At 59.8% G+C, this 19,327-nt stretch carries 16 protein-coding genes; 12 read left to right on the top strand and 4 right to left on the bottom strand.

The window, feature by feature from the left end:
• Positions 1–293: 293 nt before the first annotated feature.
• The 8 genes from NW828_RS05905 (at position 294) to NW828_RS05870 (ending at position 10,344) form a co-directional block, all read left to right on the top strand.
• Complete coding sequence (locus tag NW828_RS05905; RefSeq protein WP_414382407.1) at positions 294–977, top strand: hypothetical protein; 684 nt, start codon at positions 294–296, stop codon at positions 975–977.
• Positions 978–1,013: 36 nt separating this feature from the next.
• Positions 1,014–1,937: an ABC transporter permease gene (locus NW828_RS05900; RefSeq protein ID WP_414382405.1), complete on the top strand. Its 924-nt coding sequence runs from the start codon at positions 1,014–1,016 to the stop codon at positions 1,935–1,937.
• 343 nt (positions 1,938–2,280) lie between these two features.
• Entirely contained in the window at positions 2,281–2,433 is a 153-nt protein-coding gene (locus NW828_RS05895; RefSeq protein WP_414330801.1) for a photosystem II protein Y, read from the top strand.
• 34 nt (positions 2,434–2,467) lie between these two features.
• A complete protein-coding gene (locus tag NW828_RS05890) occupies positions 2,468–3,568 on the top strand; it encodes an NAD(P)/FAD-dependent oxidoreductase (RefSeq protein WP_414382402.1) in 1,101 nt (366 codons plus the stop codon).
• 177 nt (positions 3,569–3,745) lie between these two features.
• Positions 3,746–4,651 carry a 6-carboxytetrahydropterin synthase gene (locus tag NW828_RS05885; RefSeq protein ID WP_011432318.1) on the top strand — a complete coding sequence of 302 codons (906 nt, stop codon included), beginning with the start codon at positions 3,746–3,748 and terminating at the stop codon, positions 4,649–4,651.
• 10 nt (positions 4,652–4,661) lie between these two features.
• Positions 4,662–5,978, top strand: a complete 1,317-nt coding sequence (locus tag NW828_RS05880; protein WP_011432319.1) for a DNA double-strand break repair nuclease NurA — start codon at positions 4,662–4,664, stop codon at positions 5,976–5,978.
• 110 nt (positions 5,979–6,088) lie between these two features.
• Positions 6,089–9,538: a maltose alpha-D-glucosyltransferase gene (gene treS, locus NW828_RS05875; RefSeq protein WP_414382399.1), complete on the top strand. Its 3,450-nt coding sequence runs from the start codon at positions 6,089–6,091 to the stop codon at positions 9,536–9,538.
• Between the two features lie 47 nt (positions 9,539–9,585).
• Complete coding sequence (locus NW828_RS05870) at positions 9,586–10,344, top strand: SOS response-associated peptidase (protein ID WP_414382397.1); 759 nt, start codon at positions 9,586–9,588, stop codon at positions 10,342–10,344.
• Here NW828_RS05870 and dprA read toward each other — a convergent pair.
• A complete protein-coding gene (gene dprA / locus NW828_RS05865; RefSeq protein WP_414382395.1) occupies positions 10,283–11,440 on the bottom strand; it encodes a DNA-processing protein DprA in 1,158 nt (385 codons plus the stop codon). The genes NW828_RS05870 and dprA overlap by 62 nt on opposite strands.
• A 138-nt stretch (positions 11,441–11,578) precedes the next feature.
• On the opposite strand from dprA, the gene NW828_RS05860 reads away from it, so the two are divergent.
• On the top strand, positions 11,579–11,770 hold the full coding sequence (locus NW828_RS05860) for a hypothetical protein (protein ID WP_414382392.1): 192 nt from the start codon (positions 11,579–11,581) through the stop codon (positions 11,768–11,770).
• Positions 11,763–13,217: a sodium:solute symporter family protein gene (locus tag NW828_RS05855; RefSeq protein WP_414382390.1), complete on the top strand. Its 1,455-nt coding sequence runs from the start codon at positions 11,763–11,765 to the stop codon at positions 13,215–13,217. The genes NW828_RS05860 and NW828_RS05855 overlap by 8 nt, the downstream gene beginning before the upstream one ends.
• A 24-nt stretch (positions 13,218–13,241) precedes the next feature.
• Here NW828_RS05855 and NW828_RS05850 read toward each other — a convergent pair whose 3' ends face one another.
• Both NW828_RS05850 and clpS read right to left on the bottom strand, forming a co-directional pair.
• Positions 13,242–14,066 carry a lysostaphin resistance A-like protein gene (locus NW828_RS05850; protein WP_414382387.1) on the bottom strand — a complete coding sequence of 275 codons (825 nt, stop codon included), beginning with the start codon at positions 14,064–14,066 and terminating at the stop codon, positions 13,242–13,244.
• Between the two features lie 14 nt (positions 14,067–14,080).
• Positions 14,081–14,362, bottom strand: a complete 282-nt coding sequence (gene clpS, locus NW828_RS05845; RefSeq protein ID WP_011432326.1) for an ATP-dependent Clp protease adapter ClpS — start codon at positions 14,360–14,362, stop codon at positions 14,081–14,083.
• Between the two features lie 284 nt (positions 14,363–14,646).
• Here clpS and NW828_RS05840 point away from each other — a divergent pair, with 284 nt between their 5' ends.
• Together NW828_RS05840 and NW828_RS05835 are read left to right on the top strand one after the other, a co-directional pair.
• The gene (locus NW828_RS05840; protein WP_414382384.1) at positions 14,647–16,374 is read left to right on the top strand and encodes an alkaline phosphatase D family protein; all 1,728 of its coding nucleotides are present in this window, start codon (positions 14,647–14,649) and stop codon (positions 16,372–16,374) included.
• A 241-nt stretch (positions 16,375–16,615) separates the two neighbouring features.
• Positions 16,616–16,975 carry a hypothetical protein gene (locus NW828_RS05835; protein WP_414382381.1) on the top strand — a complete coding sequence of 120 codons (360 nt, stop codon included), beginning with the start codon at positions 16,616–16,618 and terminating at the stop codon, positions 16,973–16,975.
• Between the two features lie 56 nt (positions 16,976–17,031).
• On the opposite strand, the gene NW828_RS05830 is transcribed toward NW828_RS05835, so the two are convergent.
• On the bottom strand, positions 17,032–19,326 hold the full coding sequence (locus NW828_RS05830) for a glycosyltransferase family 2 protein (protein WP_414382378.1): 2,295 nt from the start codon (positions 19,324–19,326) through the stop codon (positions 17,032–17,034).
• Position 19,327 lies beyond the last annotated feature (1 nt).

The following is a 19,327-nucleotide window of genomic DNA, read 5'->3' as shown; positions in this document are numbered from 1 at the left end:
GTTCTATCATAACTTCCGCATTCCTCCCGACACTGACCCTACGGGTACAGTGCGGGGCTCCTGCGATTTCTAGCTGAGGCCAGAACAGATCCAGCTGGCCTTGTCCGCAGCAGAGGTGCGGAGCACTTTCCCGTGAGAAGTGTCTTGAGCTGAGGAGCTGAGAAGAGGGCTGGCTGCTATCTTTGTCGGATGGCCCTCCTTGGTCTTGTTGAATCTCTGCCCATGCTGCTGTTGCTGACCAATCTGATTGCCGTTTTGCTGTTTTTGCTCTGCCCTTAGTGGATGCTGAGTGGATGCTGAGGCGGGAGTTCGGCGGAGCAGGGGTGCTGGCGGGAACCTTTGGCCTCATCGACCCGCAGCAGTTGGGAATCCCGGAGACTTTGGCGGTGGGTTGGATCCCAGGGTTGAGCTGGGCCTGGGTGCTGTTGGCGCTGTTGTCATGTCTGGCTCTGGGGATCAAGGAGCGGCAAGTGCGGGCCCGCTGGCTGTACAGCTTGGGAGTGGTCGGTCTGGTTCTATTTGGGCTGGGCTTGCTCTGGTTTTATGGGGCAGTGGGGGCGGTGAATAGGGCGGCCCTGGCGGAGGGGATCCCGCCGGCTCGGTTGCCGTTGCGGCGGTTCAGCCCTTCTTTGGCTGGCTATGCCAGCTTTGCCTATGCCCTGCTGCTGTTGCTGCTGGGGCGGCTGCAGTTGCCGGGAGGAAAAGCTTTTTTGGTGCGGCAGCGGCAGATCATCGTACCCCTGAGTGCCTTGGGGGCGGCGGTGGCAGCAGGGGCGGTGGTGGTGGGGTTGCTGCGGCCCGGCTTAGGCTCCTCGCCCGATTCGCCTTTTTTTGTAAAGCTGAGCACCAAAGTGGACTTGATCACCTACACCTTTTCATTGCTGCAGGCGGCCTGTTGCCCGGCTATTTCACGGATCCCTTGCAGGCAGCCCAGGTGGAAATGGACTGCGATGAACGCTCAACTTGAGTACCTCTGAGCGGAGATCTCGTTTGCGCTGGCGCTGCGGAGCAATATGGCAACTCTGTTTTGGGCTTTGATCCCGGCTACCCTGCGCTCCACTACCCCTCTGTTGCTCACGGCCTTGGGGGGCATGTACTCCGAACGCAGCGGCGTGGTCAATATTGCCCTGGAGGGGATCATCTTGTTTGGGGCTTTGGCGGCGGCGGTAACCACCCAACGCCTGGAAGCTTCCCTTCTGGCCCAGACTCCAGCAGCTCAGGTGGGTTGGATCCCTTGGGTGGGTTTGTTGGCCGGCGCCTTAGGGGGGGTGGCCATTGCCTTTGTGCATGCGCTGATGTGCATCCGCTACAGAGCCGATCAAATTGTCAGCGGCACTGCCATCAACCTGTTGGCCATGAGCGTGCCTTCGCTGGTGCTGCAATCGTTCTACGGCAACACCACCAACTCTCAAGAAATTGTCAATCGGCTGCCGCTGTGGCATGGGTTTAGCCCCTTGGTGTATCTGGCCTTTCTGTTGGTGCCAATCTCCTGGTGGTTGCTGTTCAAAACACCCTGGGGCTTGCGGCTGCGAGCGGTGGGAGAGCATCCTCAGGCTGCTGCCACCATGGGGGTGGATGTCCTGGGTATGCGCTACGCGGCGGTGCTGCTCTCCGGCCTGTTGGGGGGCCTGGCGGGGGCCTACCTTTCCATTGGCTTTTTGAACCAGTTTGTCCGCAACATGTCAGCAGGAAAGGGCCTTATCGCCTTGGCAGCGATGATCTTCGGCAAGTGGCACCCCTTCGGGATCCTGGGCGCGACGCTGTTGTTTGGGGCCACCGACACCCTGGCCATTCAACTGCAAGGGGGAGATGTGATGCCGCCCGTGTTGATCCAGGCGTTGCCCTTTGTGTTGACGATGGGGGTTCTATCGGGAATGCAGGGCCGCGCCCGCCGCACTCGTCCGCCGGCTGCCTTGGGCAAAATCTACAGCAACTGAGAAAGAGCCCAGAATTAAGATCCAAGTTGCGGGCTTGGGCAGCAGTTAGTCAGGTGATCGGGGTCGATTGCACATCCCTGGTGGGTGCGCTAGTTCTGGACGCGATTCTCAGTGTGGGCCTGTTGGCTCCCGCCTTGGCAGCCCAGATGGGGCAAAGTCTAGCCGGTAGGGATCCCCATTTGGGTTTATTCTGGACTTAGCCATCTTTCCAGAGTTGCACCTCAGCTTGTGCGGGATCCAGAGTCGAAAATGGTTTCACCCTATCGGGATTCCGGCAGTTGCCAACCCTGGAGGCTCTTGTTCCGAGCAGTCGGTAAATCTATGTTAGGGGGGGATGAAAACCATGGACATTGATCTCCGTCCGCTGATCGTTCTGTCGCCCATTGTTTTGGTGGTTGCCTGGGCTGCCTACAACATCATCAAGGCTGCCATCAAGGGAGAAGCCAAGCTCTTCGGAGAGAGGGGCAACAACCCCTTCGGCAGAGGCGGGAGCTGAACGTGCGGATCCGGTCACAGCTGGCAGGCTCAGTATGCTAGGCGAAGCAACCCAGGCAGCGGTAACCCCTTCCGAGGGAGCCCGCTCAACATCCGCCGATGTGATTGTCATCGGGGCGGGAGTGGCCGGTTTGGTGTGTGCAAGGCAACTGCTGCGGGCGGGGCTGCGGGTTCTGGTGCTGGAAAAATCGGCGGGCTTGGGCGGGCGCATGGCCACCCGTCGAGTTGAGCACGCTGGGCAAACGGTGCCAGTGGATCATGGGGCTCAATACCTGACTGCCGATTCGGATGGCTTTTATCGCTGGGTGAAGGAGCTGCTGGGCCTGGGGCTGCTGGCGGAATGGACGCGCTCGCTGCATGTGCTGGATCGAGAAGGGCTGCGCCCAGAGGATCCCAACGACGAGAAACCACGCTACGCTTGCCCCCAGGGCATGACAATGCTGGCCAAACACTTGGCTGCCCCGCTATCGGTACACACCCAAACTCGTGTGGTCAGCCTCAAACCTTTGGCAACAAGCTGGCAATTGAGGGCGGAGAACGGCCAATGCTACGAGGCTGCTGCCCTGGTGGCGACAATTCCGGCCCCCCAGTTGCTGCCCCTGCTCCGGGAAGGGATCCCTTCGGCTGAAAACCTGTTGCCTCTGCTGGAATCCGCCCAGTATCAACCCTGCCTTGCGGTTTTGGCGGGCTACTCTGAGCATACGCCGCCTTGGAAGGGGATCAAGTGCTTGGAGGATCCGATGTTGGCCTGGCTGGGACTGGACAGCAGCAAGCGCCTGCAGCCGCTCCCGCCTGTGGTGGTCTTGCATGGGGGGGCGGAGTGGTCATCTCTGTACTTGGAGGCCGGCCCCTCTGAGCTGGAAAAGGCCGGTCGAGAATTGCTGGCCCACGCAGCCCAACGGCTGGATCCCTGGTTGGCTTCGCCACAATGGATGCAGGTGCACCGTTGGCGCTACGCTTTGCCTTTGGAAACCACGGGATTGGCCAGCTTAAGCACCCGTGTGCCGGTTTCCGCTGCTGAGGGATTGCCTTTGGTTTGTGCCGGCGATTGGTGCGCCGGAGGGCGCGTAGAGGGGGCTTGGCTCTCAGGACACAATGCCGCCAAAACCTTGCTCGAAATGCTTTCTGGGAAATGAGGGTATGCACAGGCCGACCCGGTCGGCAGGGCAAGTGCCTGACCTGGCGCAGGACAGAGATGACGGCAAGACCACTGGGAGGGTAGGCTGAGGGCCGCTGAGAATTTCCACCCTCTGGGCCGGGGAGTGTGTCAAGCTAAAGGGTGGATCCCCCGGCAGATGCTCTCCTCTCCACTCATGTCCAGAATCTGTACAATCTACCGACGTGCGCAATTTGCCGCCAGCCATCGGTACTGGTTGCCCGAACTCTCAGAAGCCGAGAACTTAGCCCGCTTTGGCCCAAATGCCCGTTTTCCCGGCCATGGCCACAACTATGTGCTGGAGGTGGGCATGAGTGGTGAGGTGGATGACTATGGGATGGTGCTCAACCTCTCGGAGGTGAAGCAGGTGATCCGGCAGCGGGTGATTCAAGATCTCAACTTTGCTTATCTAAATCAAGCTTGGCCGGAGTTTGCCCAAACCTTGCCCACTACCGAGTTTATCGCTTACGTGATTTGGCAACGCCTGGCCGATGCCTTGCCCCTAACCAGCGTCCGTCTGTACGAAGATCCTGAGCTTTGGGCCGAATACCGAGGAGAAGCCATGCAAGCCTACTTGACTGTTGCCACCCATTTCAGCGCCGCCCACCGCTTGGCTCTGGATCACCTGAGTTTTGAAGAAAACAGCGCCATCTACGGCCTCTGTGCCCGTCCCCACGGCCACGGCCACAACTACGGCCTGGAGATCACCGTCAAGGGATCCATCGACCCGCGCACGGGGATGATCGTGGACTTGGCGGCCCTGCAGCGGCTGATCGAGGAGCAGGTGGTGAAGCCGCTGGATCACACCTTTTTGAACAAAGACATTCCCTACTTTGCCCAGGTGGTGCCTACTGCCGAAAACATCGCCCTCTACATCCAGCGGCTGCTGACTCTGCCCCTGCGGGAGCTGGGGGTGCAGTTGCATCGGGTTCGCCTGCAGGAGAGTCCCAACAACAGCAGCGAGGTCTACGGGGAGTTTCCGCTGGAAGAGCTGCTCAACTCCTCAGAAGGACAAGATGTGGCTTCTTCCGCTTCTGGCAGCCGTATTGCCATGCAGGGCTGATGCGGCCATCATGTTGGATCTGGTTAAGCTGAGCGGGCAAATTCCTGCGTTCACCCGGCACCTGCAACAGGAGTCGAAAGCCAGCCAAGAACGCCTCCGCCAAGCCTGGCAAGTTTTCGAGCGCTGGCAGCAGGAGCCGCAGGTTTGGCAGTCCCGCTGGGTGGAGTGGGGATCCCATCTGTCGTTTGTTTGCGCCAGCCCCGCCGAGCCGCCGGAAGCCTGGGGATCCCTGCCCAAGGTCGAGCCTCTGCAGGGGCGACACACGGTGGTGGCCACGGATGGATCCCAGATTTTGCCCAGTCACCACGAGATTGCCTACTGCTCGCTGATCAATGTTGGGCGCGTGGTTCTCCACTACGGCACCCAGGAGTGGCCGCTCCTGGACAGCCAGCCCCTGCTGCTGTATGGAGATGGGCCCCTTGCCCAGCAAAACCGCTCAGACTCCCCTCTCTCGGAACCGCGGGCAGAAGGGTTGCCGAGGGCCCCCCTTAACCGGCGAGACTCTCGCCCGCAGCGCGCTCCAGGTGAACGCAATCCTACCAGCGGCACGGAGTCCTCGTTGGGGCTGGAAGAGATACTGGCCTTACGACGCTCCCAAGCGGAACTGGAGGAGCTGGCTCGTTTGGCCCTGTCGGTGCCCCGTCGCCGCACCACGCTGGCGCTCCTGGATGGATCCCTAATCCCTTGGGGACTGGAGCCTCTGCCCCAGTCGGCCCGGCGCCCCTGGTTGGATCCCATTCTGGCGACCTTGGAGCAGTTGCGGGCGGCCCGCATTCCTCTCGTGGGTTACATCAGCGCCTCCCGCAGCAGCGAAACCCTCAACTACCTGCGCTTGGGGCTGTGCCCGTACCTGGGCTGTGACTGCTACCGCTACTGTCCCGGCGAGAAGTCTCCTCCCTGCCATCCCTTCGCCCCCCTGGCAGACCGCGTCTTTTGGGGATCCCTGCTGCAGCCGGGAGAGCGCAGCCCCCTTTGGCGCAGCGGCGCCAGCGTGTTGGACGCCTTCGGGGAACACCACGTCCACTGTTGTTACCTCAATGTTGGCGAGGGATCCCTGGGCCAAGCCGAAATTGCTCGCCTGGAGTTTCCCGCTTGGGTGGTCCAGGATGCGGAGTTGCTGCAGCGGGCTCTGGCAGGGGTGCTGAGCCAAGTGCACAAGGGCTTTGGCTACCCCATCGCCTTGGCGGAAGCCCATCATTTGGCGGTGGTGAGAAGCGGGGATCGGCAGCGGTTTTTTGCCTTGATCGAGCAGGAGCTGCTCCGGGCCGGCCTGCGCCACGTGGCCGTCTCCCGCAAGGAAGCCCAGAAGCGGAGTGGCATTGCCTGAACCGACGCCGGGGATCCCTGGCACCCAAGAGAAGGCTGTAGCCTATTGAGGGGATCCCCATTCAACGGCTAGGGTTGCCAAGGTGTCCCAATCCTGTCTCTGTTGCCGACATGACCGACATGATGATCCGAGCCCCTCTGCGCAGCCTCATCTCCCCCCTCACCCACGACCCCCTTTGGTACAAAGATGCAATCATCTACGAGCTGCCGGCACGGGCCTTTTTCGACAGCGACGGCGATGGCGTGGGCGACTTCCAGGGCCTGACCGAAAAGCTGGACTACTTGCAAGAACTGGGGATTACAGCCGTCTGGCTGCTGCCGTTTTTCCCCTCGCCTTTAAAAGATGACGGCTACGACGTTTCTGACTTTACCAGTGTTCACCCTGACTTGGGCACCCTAGAGGACTTCAAGATCTTTCTGGAGGCTGCCCATAAGCGGGGGATCCGCGTCATCATTGAGCTCATCCTCAACCACACTTCGGATCAGCACCCCTGGTTTCAGCGGGCCAGACGAGCTGCCCCCGGCACCCTCGAGCGGGACTTTTACGTTTGGAGCGATACCCCCGAAAAGTACAAAGAGGCCCGCATTATCTTTCAAGACTTTGAAGCCTCCAACTGGACCTGGGATTCAGCGGCCAAGGCCTACTACTGGCACCGCTTTTACTCCCACCAGCCAGATCTCAACTACGACAACCCCGCCGTACAAAAAGCCATGTTCGAGGTGGTGGACTTTTGGCTGAGCTTGGGGGTAGATGGCATGCGGCTGGACGCGGTGCCTTATCTCTACGAGCGGGAGGGCACCACCTGCGAGAGCCTACCGGAGACCCATGCCTTTCTCAAGGCTCTGCGCCGACACATTGACCAAAGGTATCCTGGCCGCATGCTGCTGGCGGAGGCCAACCAGTGGCCAGAAGATGCTGTGGCCTACTTCGGCGATGGGGACGAGTGCCACATGGAGTTCCACTTTCCCCTCATGCCACGGCTGTTTATGGCCATCCAGATGGAGGATCGCTTCCCCATCATTGACATCCTGCAACAAACCCCTCCCATTCCTGAAACCTGCCAGTGGGCCCTCTTCCTGCGCAACCACGACGAGCTCACCCTGGAGATGGTCACTGACGAGGAGCGGGACTACATGTACCAGGTGTACGCCAAGGATCCCAACGCGCGGGTGAACCTGGGGATCCGCCGCCGCTTGGCCCCCCTGCTGGGCAACAGCCGCCGCCGCATCGAGCTGATGAACAGCCTGCTGTTTTCTCTGCCCGGCACGCCGGTCATCTACTACGGGGACGAGATCGGCATGGGGGACAACATCTACCTGGGGGATCGCAATAGCGTGCGCACCCCCATGCAGTGGAGCGCCGACCGCAACGCCGGCTTTTCGCGGGCCAACCCTCAGAAGCTCTACCTGCCCATCGTCATCGACGCCGAGTACCACTACGAAGCTGTCAATGTGGAGGCGCAGCGAAACAACCCCCATTCCCTGTGGTGGACCATGAAGCGGCTCATCGCCGTGCGCAAGCGATTCCAAGCTTTTGGCCGCGGCTCCTTTGAGCTGCTCCACCCAGAAAACCGCAAGGTGCTTGCCTTTGTGCGAGCCTACCGCGGCGAGCGCATCTTGGTGGTGGCCAATCTCTCCCGCTACGCCCAGTGGGTGGGGCTGGATCTATCGCCGTGGGAAGGATTGATCCCGGTGGAGATCTTTGGCCACACCGAGTTTCCCCCTATTGGGCGACTGCCCTATTTCCTAACGCTAGGCCCCCATTCCTTTTACTGGTTTTCCCTTGAGCCCAAAACGGAGACCATCCACCTCAGCCCCAGCAAAGCGGAGGAGCAGGAACGCCTGGTCCCTCTGGTTGTTCAAAGTGGTAGTCCTCTGGTTGTTCAAAGTGGTAGTTGGGACAGTCTCTTGCAAGGGGAAAGCCAAAAGCAGCTGGAGGCAGTCTTGGCGGACTACCTCTACCGCTGTCGTTGGTTTGGCTCCCAAAACCGCCAGCTCCAGGCGATCCATATCCTGCAGGCTATCCCCTGCCGCCGAGAAGAGGAGTCCTTGCTGGGCAGCCAGATCTTGCTTCTCCAGGCCGAGTTTATCGAGGGCGATACGCAGCTCTACTCTCTCCCTGTGGGCTATGCCACCCAAGAAGCAGCCGTACACCTGCGCCTAGAGATGCCCCAGGCGGTCATCCTCCCTGTGCAAGTGGCCGGAGGGCCGGCGGGAGTAATTTTCAACGCTCTGGCTGACAAAAGCTTCTTGCTGCGGCTGCTGCAGCTAATTGCCCAGCAGGGCCGCCTGCGTCACCGTCAGGGAGAGCTCTGTGCCACTAGCTTTGCTGCCCTTGAGCATGACCTGGAACCCCGCCTCCTCAAGGCGGAGCAGAGCTACACCTCCGTTGTCTATGGCAACCACTACCTCCTCAAGCTCTACCACCGGGTGGCCGAGGGGGTAAACCCAGAGCTGGAGATAGGCCGCTACCTGCTGGAGCGCCATCCCCAGGTGCGCGTGCCACGGCTGCTGGGATCCCTGGAGTATCGCCGTCGTCGCGGGGCACGCGGGTTTGATCCCGCCGATCAACCCATCACCCTGGCCATTTTGCAGGAGTACATCCCCAACGAGGGAGATGCCTGGCACTACACCCTGGACAGCCTGGGGCAATTTTTTGAGGCGGTGCTGGTTCACCACCAAGAGGTGGATCCCGTGCCCGTGCCGCAGGGATCCTTCTTGGAGCTTTCCCAACAGCCCTTGCCGGAGCTGGCCTACGCCACCATCGGCAGCTACCTAGAATCGGTGCGGATCTTGGCCAAGCGCACCGCCGAGCTGCACATCGCCCTGGCTGCCGATACGGAGAACAAAGACTTTGCCCCAGAGCCTTTCTCCAGCCTGTACCAGCGCTCCGTTTACCAGTCCATGCGCAACTTGGTGGGGCAGGTGTTTCCGCTGCTGTTCGCGTCAGCGGGACGGAGTCCTTATAAGCAGCTCCCCAAGCTGCCGGAAGCAGAGGCCAACTTGGCTCGGGCTGTTTGCGACCAAGAAGGGGAAATCATGAGCCGCTTCCGCCTGATCCTGGAGCGGAAGATCACTGCCCTGCGTACCCGCTGCCACGGGGATTATCACCTGGGCCAGGTGCTGTTTACCGGCAAAGACTTTGTCATCATCGACTTTGAAGGGGAGCCGGCCCGCTCTTTGGGCGAACGGCGTCTCAAGCGTTGCCCCTTGCGGGATGTGGCAGGGATGCTGCGATCCTTCCACTACGCCGTCCACACCGCCTTGCGCCAGCAACTGGAGAGCGGCCTGGTCTGCGCCGACCACTGCCCCGACATGATGCGGTGGGCCCAGTTTTGGCACCGCTGGGTCTGTGCTGTCTTTTTGGCTGAATATCTGCAGGTAGCTTCCCAAGCGGCTTTTTTGCCCCGCAGCCTGCAAGAGATAGAGGTGTTGTTGGACGCCTATCTGCTGGAAAAAGCCATTTACGAGCTGGGCTATGAGTTGAACCACCGCCCCGAGTGGGTGGAGATTCCCCTGCGCGGGATCTTGCAACTGCTGGGCATTTCCACCAAGGTTTAGGGGATCCTGTCGGCAGGCCATTTGGGGTGAGCGACTGGGGGACAAACATGTGTGGACGGTTTAGCCTGGCAGTGGCCCCAGAAGTGCTGATGCAGCATTTCGGCTTGCCGGCGGCAGCCCAAGAAAGGGCAGCTGTCCCCCGGTATAACATCGCTCCTTCTCAGCCGGTGCTGGCGGTGGTGGCGGGATCCCTTCAGCGCGAGGCAACCCATTTTCGCTGGGGCTTGATCCCCAGCTGGAGCCGAGCTCCTCAGGCCGGCTGGATCAATGCCCGAGCTGAGACAGTAGCTGAGAAGCCTTCTTTCCGCGAAGCTTTCCGCCGGCGTCGCTGCTTGATCCCGGCCGATGGTTTCTACGAGTGGGCCGACTCAGGTACGGCCAAGAAGAGCAGACAACCCTACTGGTTTCACCTGCTGGATCGACCGGTATTTGCCTTTGCCGGCATTTGGGAACGCTGGCGCAGTCCAGAGGGGGTGGAGGTGGAAACCTGTGCCATCCTCAACACTGCCGCCAACCGTCTGATGCAGCTTTTTCACGAGCGGATGCCCGTGATTTTGACGGAAAACGACTACGACCTCTGGCTGGATCCCCAGGTGCAGGATCCCAAGCTGCTTTTGCCCTTGCTCCGCCCCTACCCAGCAGAAGCCATGGCGGCTTATCCGGTCAGCACCCATGTGAACAATCCCCGCCACGAGGATCCCACTTGCCGCGCTCCCACAGGAGAGGCAGTGCGGGGGGCCGACTTCAGCGCGCTCGACGATAGCGCATCCCCGGCAGTTGCACGAGCCAGCCTTCCAATTCCATAAGCAGCAGGGTGCTGGAGAGGGTGGTGATGTCCATCTGGGTGGCCTGGGCCAAGGCATCGATGCTGAGGATCTCGGTTCCAATGGTTTGCCATAGGATTTGCTGCCGGGGATCGGTGGGGGCAGTGGGTTGGGGTTCTGTCTTGGGCGGGGATCCCTGAACTAAGCCCAAGTCTTTCAACAGATCCTCGATCCCCAGGATCATGCCGGCGCCGTCGCGGATGAGGTGGAGACAGCCACGGGCCGCCGCCGTGTCGATATTCCCCGGCAACGCATAGACTTCCCGACCGTAGTGGTTGGCTAAGTGAGCAGTGATCAGCGCTCCAGAGGTCTCAGGAGCTTCCATCACCAAAGTGGCGCGGCAGAGGCCGGCAATGATGCGGTTGCGCTGGGGAAAATGCTCCTTGGCCGGTGGCGTGCCGGGGGGATATTCGCTGAGGATGGCCCCTTGGGCCAGGATGCGCCGGTAGAGAGCTTGATGGTGAGCTGGGTAAACTTTGTCCACCCCCGTTCCCACCACGGCCACCGTCTTGCCGCCGGCATCCAGACAGGCCTGGTGGGCAATGCCGTCGATCCCCGTTGCCAGCCCCGAGACCACCACACAGCCAGCTTCCGCCAGGGCAGCGCTGACTTTCTGGGTCCACTGTCGACCGTAGGCCGTAGGGGCGCGGGTGCCGACGATGGCAATAGCCGGCTGTTGCCAATTGGGACATTCTCCTAGGGCATAGAGAATGGGCGGGGGATCTGGCACCTCCCACAGCAGCGGCGGATAGTCCGGATCTGCAGGCGTGAGAAAGGGGATCCCCGCTTTGAGGGTTTCCTCCAGGATCTGCTCGGGATCAAGGCCAGGACGGGCAGAGACAATAGCCTGGGCCAGGGTGGGGCCAATGCCTTCCACCTGTCGCAGGGCCGGGGCATCCGCTTGCCAAGCCCGCTCCAGGGATCCAAAAAACTCCGCCAGCCGCTTGAGCCGGTGGGGGCCAATCCCTTTGATGCGGGCCCAAGCTAGCCAGTAGGGCCGCTCCCGTTCTTCATGGCCTGGCCCACGGGAAGGCTCCCTCTTGCCAACAGGATCTGAAGGGGAAAGGGGAAAAGACAATTTAGCTCTGCGCAGTAGTGGCTGTATCTTAAATGATTGGCAAAAGGAACGCTTGGCAAAAAAGCAGGAGATGGGTAGATGTCAGGGTTGGATCCCGCCGGTAACCTTCAAGGATCAAGGCAGCTGCGGTTTGGGCGGATGCGCCAAGCTTGGGTGTGGGGGACCTATCCCCTGTTGTGGCTGTTGACCTGGGTGGGATCCCGCTCGGCCCAGCCCCAGTTTTTGGGGATCCCGGCCTGGTATTGGCTGGCGGGATTGGCTGTCCTGCTGTTGGTACCTCTTAACTTCTACATTGTGCGCGTTTTCTGGCCGAGAGGCGGAGATGAGTAACACGGTTTTGAGTCTGGGTGTGGTGGGGGCATACTTGCTGCTGCTGGCGGCCATTGGCTTCTGGAGCTATCGCCACAGCGGCCAGGATCCGGTGAGCTATTTTTTGGCAGGGCGGGGGTTGGGATCCCTGGCTCTAACCTTGACGACGCTGGCGACGCTGCTCAGTGCCTTTACCTTCATTGGGGTGCCAGCGGATGCCTATACCCACGGCCTAGGGATCTTCCTGGGGGTGGGAGTGACCACCGCCTTCATTTCGGGGCTGTTTTTGTGGGTGGGCTACCGGGTATGGCTAGCAGCCCAACACTTTGGCTTCATCACCCCTTCCGAGTTTTTCGGCCACCGCTTCAACAGCCCTCTTTTGGCTCTACTCTACTGCCTTAGCGCCCTGACGTTTACCGCCCCCTACATCAGCATCCAGATCATTGGCGGAGCCCGCACCCTGGCGGCGGTGTTGGGGGAGGGGATCCCCTACTGGCCCTTAGCGGTGGTGGTGGCGCTGGTGATCTTGGGGTATGTGCTCTTTGGCGGATCCCAGGCGGTGGTCTGGACGGACGTGGTGCAGGGGATCATCCTGATTTTGGGGATGGGGGTGGCCTTTGTTGCCCTAGCCCTGGGGGTGGGCCAGGAGGCTGCCGGGCAGTTGGATCCCTGGCTGAGCTTGCCCGGCCCCAATGGGCGCTGGAGCTGGCAGGGGCTATTTGGCAACCAGTTGCTGTTTTTCATGGCCACGCCCCTTTTCCCGCAATTTTTCCAGCGCTTCTACATGGCCAAAAGTGCCCGGCCCTTCCAGACCCTGATGGTAGTCTGGCCGCTGCTGATTCTGCTGGTCTTTTTCCCAGCAGCTCTGCTGGGGGTTTGGGGCCGCCTGGCTTTTCCCAGCCTGGAGAAAACGGATCAGATTATGCCCATGATGTTGCAAACCCTGCCCAGCGGCGTAGCAGCGGTGGTGATTACGGCGGCCCTGGCTGCTCTCATGTCTACAGCTGACTCCCAGCTTCTCACCGCCAGCTCCCTAGTGACGCGGGATCTGGTGGTTACCTTCTTCAGGCGCCAGCTTTCCCCCCACCAAGAAGAGTTGCTAGGCCGCTGGGTGGTGCTGGGGATCGGCCTAGCTTCCTTTGTGATTGCTCTTAACCCGCCGGGGCTGATTGTGGAGATTGCCACCTGGAGCTTTCAGGGCAACGCCATGCTGTTCCCTGTCTTAATTGCCGGCCTGTACTGGAAGCGGGCTACCCGCGCTGGGGCTGTAGCAGGAGCCTTGGTCTCCAGCGGCCTGACTTTAGGTTGGCTGTCGGGTCTGTTGCCGCGGGCTTGGACAGGGGGCTGGTTACCCGTAATCCCGGCAGTGGTGATCGGCAGTGGGGTGTTAATTGGCGTAAGCTTGCTTACCCAGCCGCCCAAGGAGCAGGTGACCGCCTACTACGAGGAAGGGCCTTGGGGAGAGTAGGTTATTCTTTATCGATCAGCTCAATCAACGCTTTTCCAGGTCTGCCGGTAGCCAGCCAGCTTGAGCCAGGCCGTTGAGAAATGCGAAAGTCCCTCCTAGAAAAAGCAAGCCCATCAGGCCCGCCAAGGGGTTGCCACCAATCCCCGTTAGCCACGCTGGCGCCTTGCCGGTGTAGTCTATCCAGGCCAAGTTGTTGACCCAGGCCATGCCCCATACCCAACCCGCGTGCAGCCCTAGGCTAAGGCCCAGCTTGTTTTGGTTCCAGACCCTCGCCTGCACCAGCAGCAGCCCCATCAGCCACAGTCCGGGAAATTGCGGCCAGGTGGCGAGAATCTCAGGCAAAGGCTTCAGGAAATGGGCCATAGCAAACAGGAAGCTGGATCCCCACACCGCAGTGCTGCAACCGTAGTCCAGCAGCATCTCCTGCAGCAGCCAGCCGCGAAAAAACAGCTCCTCCGCCAGCGCCACCCCCAAGCCCAAAAGCAACCCCAGCAACCCATAGACCAGCAGGGATCCCCCTCCTACCGCCCTCCAACTCAGCCAACCCAGGGATCCCTCCAGGCCCAAAAGCAAGAAAAGCCCCCCGACCCCGATCCCCAGGCCCCACAGGATCCCGCCTCGGCAAGGCCAACTGCCATCCAGTCCATAGGCGGCAAACCCGGATCCCCACACCCATAGCCAGGCTAGCAGCAGGGCATACAGGAGCAGCCACAGGTACTCCCGTCGTTCAGGAAGAAGCCAACTCCCCAGCCCGAGCAACGGCAGCCAGGCCAAGAGCGGGATCGCCAAGAAAAGCAGCAGACGCAGCAGAAATGGACAAGCCCTCAGCTTGGAGATCGGCAGGCCCATCCAACCCGCCCCGCCTAGCGTTCCGGCTCAATGGAACTGGTCAGGCCATGTTGCCGCAACTGTTCGCAGTAAAACTCCGCATGCTCCCGCGGCACCACGATCACCACAGCAACGCCGTTGTGGTGGGCTTCCAGCATGATCTCAGTGGCTTGCGGCGGCATCATCGCCGGGATCACCTTCACCAGCACCTGAACCACGTACTCCATGGTGTTGACATCGTCGTTGTGCAGCAACACCCGGTACATGGGCATGTGCTTTGGGGTTACAGAAGGCTTGACCAGAGTCTCCGTAGCCACAACGATCCCTCCTTCGGCAGGGTCAACAAGAAGTCTAAGGAACGCAAAACTGCAAAAATGGGGCAAAACCAGGAAAAACTGTAATGAAATTTTAGCCTTCTCAGCAAGCTCTGTGAAAAGGCCGTGGGGAACCTGGGCGCAGGGGTCAGAGCCGTTAAACCAACCCTAACCCAGCCTTCACCTGCCCACAACCTCAGCTTGGGGGCAAAAGTGCTTGACTAAAAAGGCGATTGGCCTTTGTTGCGGATCCCTTTACATTTGCCTGCGTCCCTGAGGTGGGTCTCATGAGTTCCCTGCGTTCCCGTCGCTTTTTCCTGCAACTGCTTATGTTTGGAGGTGGGGCAGCCGCCCTGGCTGCCTGTGGAGGCACCTCCAGTTCCTCCATTCCCCCCCTGGGAGAGCCTGGATTTCCCCAAGGGGTATTTGCCGGGGATCCCACCTCGGAAGGGGCGGTGCTTTCCACGCGGGTGATCCCGGCCAGTGCAACAGACACGGTTGCGGTGACGTTGCAGGTGGCTGAGAATTCCGAGTTCAACCCCATTTCGCAACAAGTTTCGCTTACTGCTCGCCGTGTGGCGGGCCGCAACTACCGCACTGAGCCAGGCGACTACATTGCTCGTGCCGTCGTCACCGGCTTGAGGCCAGCGCAGCGCTACTTCTACCGGTTTGTCAGCGAGGGGTTTACCAGTCCCGTGGGACAGTTCCGCACCCTGCCGGCTCCTGGGGATGGGCGGCCTGTTCGTTTTCTGCACATTAGCTGCGCCAACGAGCCTCCCTTTCCTATTGGGGCAGCCATGCTGGCAGAAGTCAGCCGCGGCGATATCGATTTCATCTCCTTTAACGGCGACACTGTCTACGCCGATCGCTTCTGGCTGGGGCTGGATCCCATCGGCAACTTGGAGTTCTATCGCAGCCTCTATCGGGATCAGCGGGATCCCAACTATGCCGGGCGGGAGTTCGCGCAACTGTTTGGCCGGACTTCCTTTGTTGTCAACTGGGACGATCACGAGGTAATTGACAACTACAGCGGCCAGAAGGCTCGCGGCGGCCGGGCCACTCAGCTGAACGACACCACCGGGCAAACCCGCGATGTGGAAGATCTCAAGGTGCTGGGCTACCAGGCTTTTTTTGAGTACAACCCCATCACCCCCAACCTGACGGACGTAGCGGGTGTGGATAGCCGGGATCGGCTGTTTCGCAGCTTCCGCTACGGGGCCAATGCCGAAGTCTTTATCCTGGATCTGCGCCAGTACCGGGATTTGGCCGCCGTGACCCCCATTTTGCCCATTTTGCCTCCCGGCCTGACCCGGCAGCGCTTTTTGGAGCTGGCTGGCATTCGCCTCACGCCCGAACAGGAAACCCTTTTCTTCGGCCCACCCGGCTCCGAGCAAGCCCTGTTTAACCTGCTGCGCCGCACGCCCCGTACCCTCTTGGGCAATCCGCAGAAGCAGTGGCTGTTCAACGGCCTGCGCAACTCCACCGCCACCTACAAGTTCATCGTCAGCGAGTTTCCCATCACGGTGACCTACTTCCGCTCCAACGATGTTTGGGAAGGCTACTGGCTGGAGCGGCAGGAAGTCATTGACTTTATTGAGAGCAACAACATCCGCAACGTGGTGTTCCTGACGGGCAACAACCACGCCGGCTTCATCGGCCAGGTCAACCCCGGCAGCAGCAACCCCATCTGGGAAGTGTGGACTGGCCCCACCGGGCGAAGCGTTACGGCCCTGAGCATTGACGAGCTGGGCAATCAACTGGGGATCCCCAATGCCAGCCGCCTGTATTACCGGATTGTGAACGGCTTTTTGGCACCGGTGAACCCGGCCAATCCCCAGGTGAGCGGGATCCCAGGGGTAACGACGGGCAACTTGCGCTTTTTGGAGCTGGCGGTGCCCAACTACAACGTTATTGAAGTGTCCGGCAGCCGCTGCACCATTCAAATCAAAGGCCCTACCGGCAGTGTTTTGACGGATCCCTTAGGGCGAAGGGGGGAACTGAATTTGCCGCAATAAAACCACAATAAAGAAGTCGGCTCAACCGATGAGCCAGCTGCGCCGGATTGTCAATCAGAATTAAGGGATCCCTGCTTCGGTTGGGATCCCTTTTTTGTATCCCTTTTTCGCGATTTTTAACGTGGGATCCTTAACGTGATCTGGATCGTTCGGGAAAGACGGATCCGGGTGCTAGAGTGTGGGCGTTGAGGTGGATCCCTGTAGAAAATCTATCTCCGTTTTTCAGTAGGAGGGCAGTCTTATGGCTTCGGTGCGGGGCTGGTTGGTGGCAAGCTTAATAGGAGCGGCCACAGTTATCGGGGGCGCTGCCGCCTGGGCTCAGAGCCGTAGTTTGTGGCTTTTTAATGGACAATCGACCGTAGTTACAGGCTATTTCTACCGAGGTGAAAACATCTGGGCGCAGTGCGACCAGGATTGCTTCGATGTGGATCTGGTGCTTTACGATGCCAGCGGTCAGGTGGTGGCTGCAGACGAACTGTTGGACGATTTCCCCATCGTGCAGGCGCCCTACGAGGGCAACTTTTCTGTCAAGGTGATCATGGCTAGCTGTCTCCACCCCAGTGGTTGTGCTGTGATCGTAGACTCGGACTACAGCTTCTAGAAGGGTGCTGGCTGTCCTCACTTCGTCGCCACTGCTTGGGAAACCGATTCAGTAGCCTAGGCTGCTTTATGAGCAGCTTCCTGGACTTTGGCATGGGTAAACTTGCTCAGCCCGTGGATGGTCTTTTCCCAGTAGAAGGGCTTGGTGAAAAGCTGCCACAGAGCCATGTAAGCTGCCATAGAGTGCAGTTGCCAGTAGATGGGGTTGAGCAGGGCATAGAAGGCCAGATCGTAGTACCCTCGCCGGAAAACGGCCACCAAGTTGAGGTAAATCCCAATGGCATTGCCCACCAGGAGGTTAAACAAGCCCAGATAAACCAGCCAACTGGGGAAAATGTTTTGCAGCCAATGGGCGCGGGTGAGCAGCCAGTAAATAAACAGCAGCCACATGATGGGGCTGGTGAGAAAGGTAAAGAAGCTGCCGCCAATAAAAAACTGGTAAGACAGCCAGTTCTTCAGGCCCAGCTTGCGCAACGAGCGCAGGGGGTTGCGGTTGTGCACCAGCCAAGTTTGCATGTAGCCTTTGATCCAGCGGGAGCGCTGCCGGATCCAGTTTTTAACGGCACAGTTGGCCTCTTCGTAGGTGGTGGAGTTGATCACGCCCACGGTATAGCCGTGCTGGCTGGCGCGGATGCCCAAGTCGGCGTCTTCAGTGACGTTGAACGGATCCCATCCCTGCAGCTCCCGCAGGCGGTCAGTGCGAAAGTGGTTGCTGGTGCCACCCAAGGGGATCGGCATTCTGAGAGTTTCCAAACCCGGCAGCAGATAGTCGAACCAATAGGAATACTCCAAGGTAAACATGCGGGTGAGGAAGTTCTCGTTGCGGTTGAAATAGTTGAGGGCGGCCTGGACGCAGACCAAGCTGGGATCCCCTTTTCGGAAGGCAATGACCGCTTTTTTGAGTTGATCTGGGTCAGGAATATCTTCAGCGTCGTAGATGGTGAGATATTCGCCACGGGCAAAGGCCAGGCCGTAGTTGCAGGCTTTGGGTTTGGTCTTGGGCTTGCTATCCGGTACCAGCAGTAGGCGCACGTAGCGGGGGGGCTTGGCAGCTCGAGCTGCCTCAATGGTGTCTCGGTCGTTTTCCTCCAACAGAATAAGCACATCCAACCGCTCGTGGGGGTAATCCAGCTTAGAGAGAGACTTGATCAAAATCGGCATCACTTCCGGTTCTTTGTAGACCGGCACCAGGATGGTATAGATAGGCAAGTCGCGATCATCCAAAGCGGCTACTTCCTCATCGGTAATCTGGTGGAAGCGATCGGCGGATCCCACCAGGCTGAGCAGCAGTTTGAACAGGATTGAAGCGACGTAAAAAAGATTGATCAGCAGCACCAAGATCGTTAGAGTCGCCCAGGGAGCAGTGGCCAATCCCCAAAGCAACAGCAGCAGCAGGCCATAGCCCACCGCAATCTGGGAGGGGGTAAACACCCGCGAGGCCGATTCCTCCGGCAGGCGGGCCATGAGCTTGTACACCGCCTCTTGGCTAAACTGGGAGCCCTGATCCTGGCTGAGAAGCTGCGTGATATCCTGCTCGGTGCCCAGAACTTTTTCAATACGCAAGCCTGGCCGCCAAGCGTAGAGGATCTCATCCACCGCCCAGTCCAGGGGGTCGTTCACCATCACCGTGAGAGTGTTCTGATCCGTCCAGGCCAAGGGATAGAACAGGTAACGCATCATCGCCTCAGGATCAAACTGTTTGCTCAAAGCTGGATCTCGATGAAGCAGCCCTGTCCCTATCAATTCAGACACTGTCGGATACCCTAACAACTGAGTGAGAATGCTCAGGTACTCCGGCGTGGAAAGGTAGCTGAGCCGGGTCAAAAGCTGACCTAGGCTGGATCCGGTGCGGCGACGAATGGCCAGAAGATCCTGCCATTGTTTCAGAGTAAGCCGACTGCCTACCAGCTCTGCCGTCAGCTTGCGTTCAATGAGGGCGGTCAGAATCTGTTTTTCGGTGGCCGGGATCTCCCAAATCCGATCGGCTTCGGGGCAGAGGCGCTTGACATTTTGCCAGACAATGGGATGGCCCGGCTCCTCGGTAGCAACCACTACGGTTCGCGGGTCGAGCCAGCCACAGGGCAGAAAGCGCACCGGCACCAGATCGATAGGCTCGATCAGCCAAGGCAGCTCTAGGTCGAGGGGATGCTCGAGCAACCAGCTCCTCAGCTTGGGCCGATCCAAGATCTGACAGCAGAGGCGAGCAAACTGACGGGGGTGCATTGCCCTCAAGCTCCAGAGGGCCCGCGGCAGGGAACAATCAGCTTGTTTTTGATAGCGATAAGCCTTTGCCAACTGCTCCTGGGTTAGACAGCCTGTGCGCACCAACCAGTATTCGATCAGCGTTAACATA

Source organism: Synechococcus sp. W55.2 (assembly GCF_047461635.1).
Lineage (GTDB): Bacteria > Cyanobacteriota > Cyanobacteriia > Thermostichales > Thermostichaceae > Thermostichus.
The sequence above is the reverse complement of the archived record's forward strand: the minus strand, read 5'-3'. Positions and strand labels throughout refer to the sequence as shown.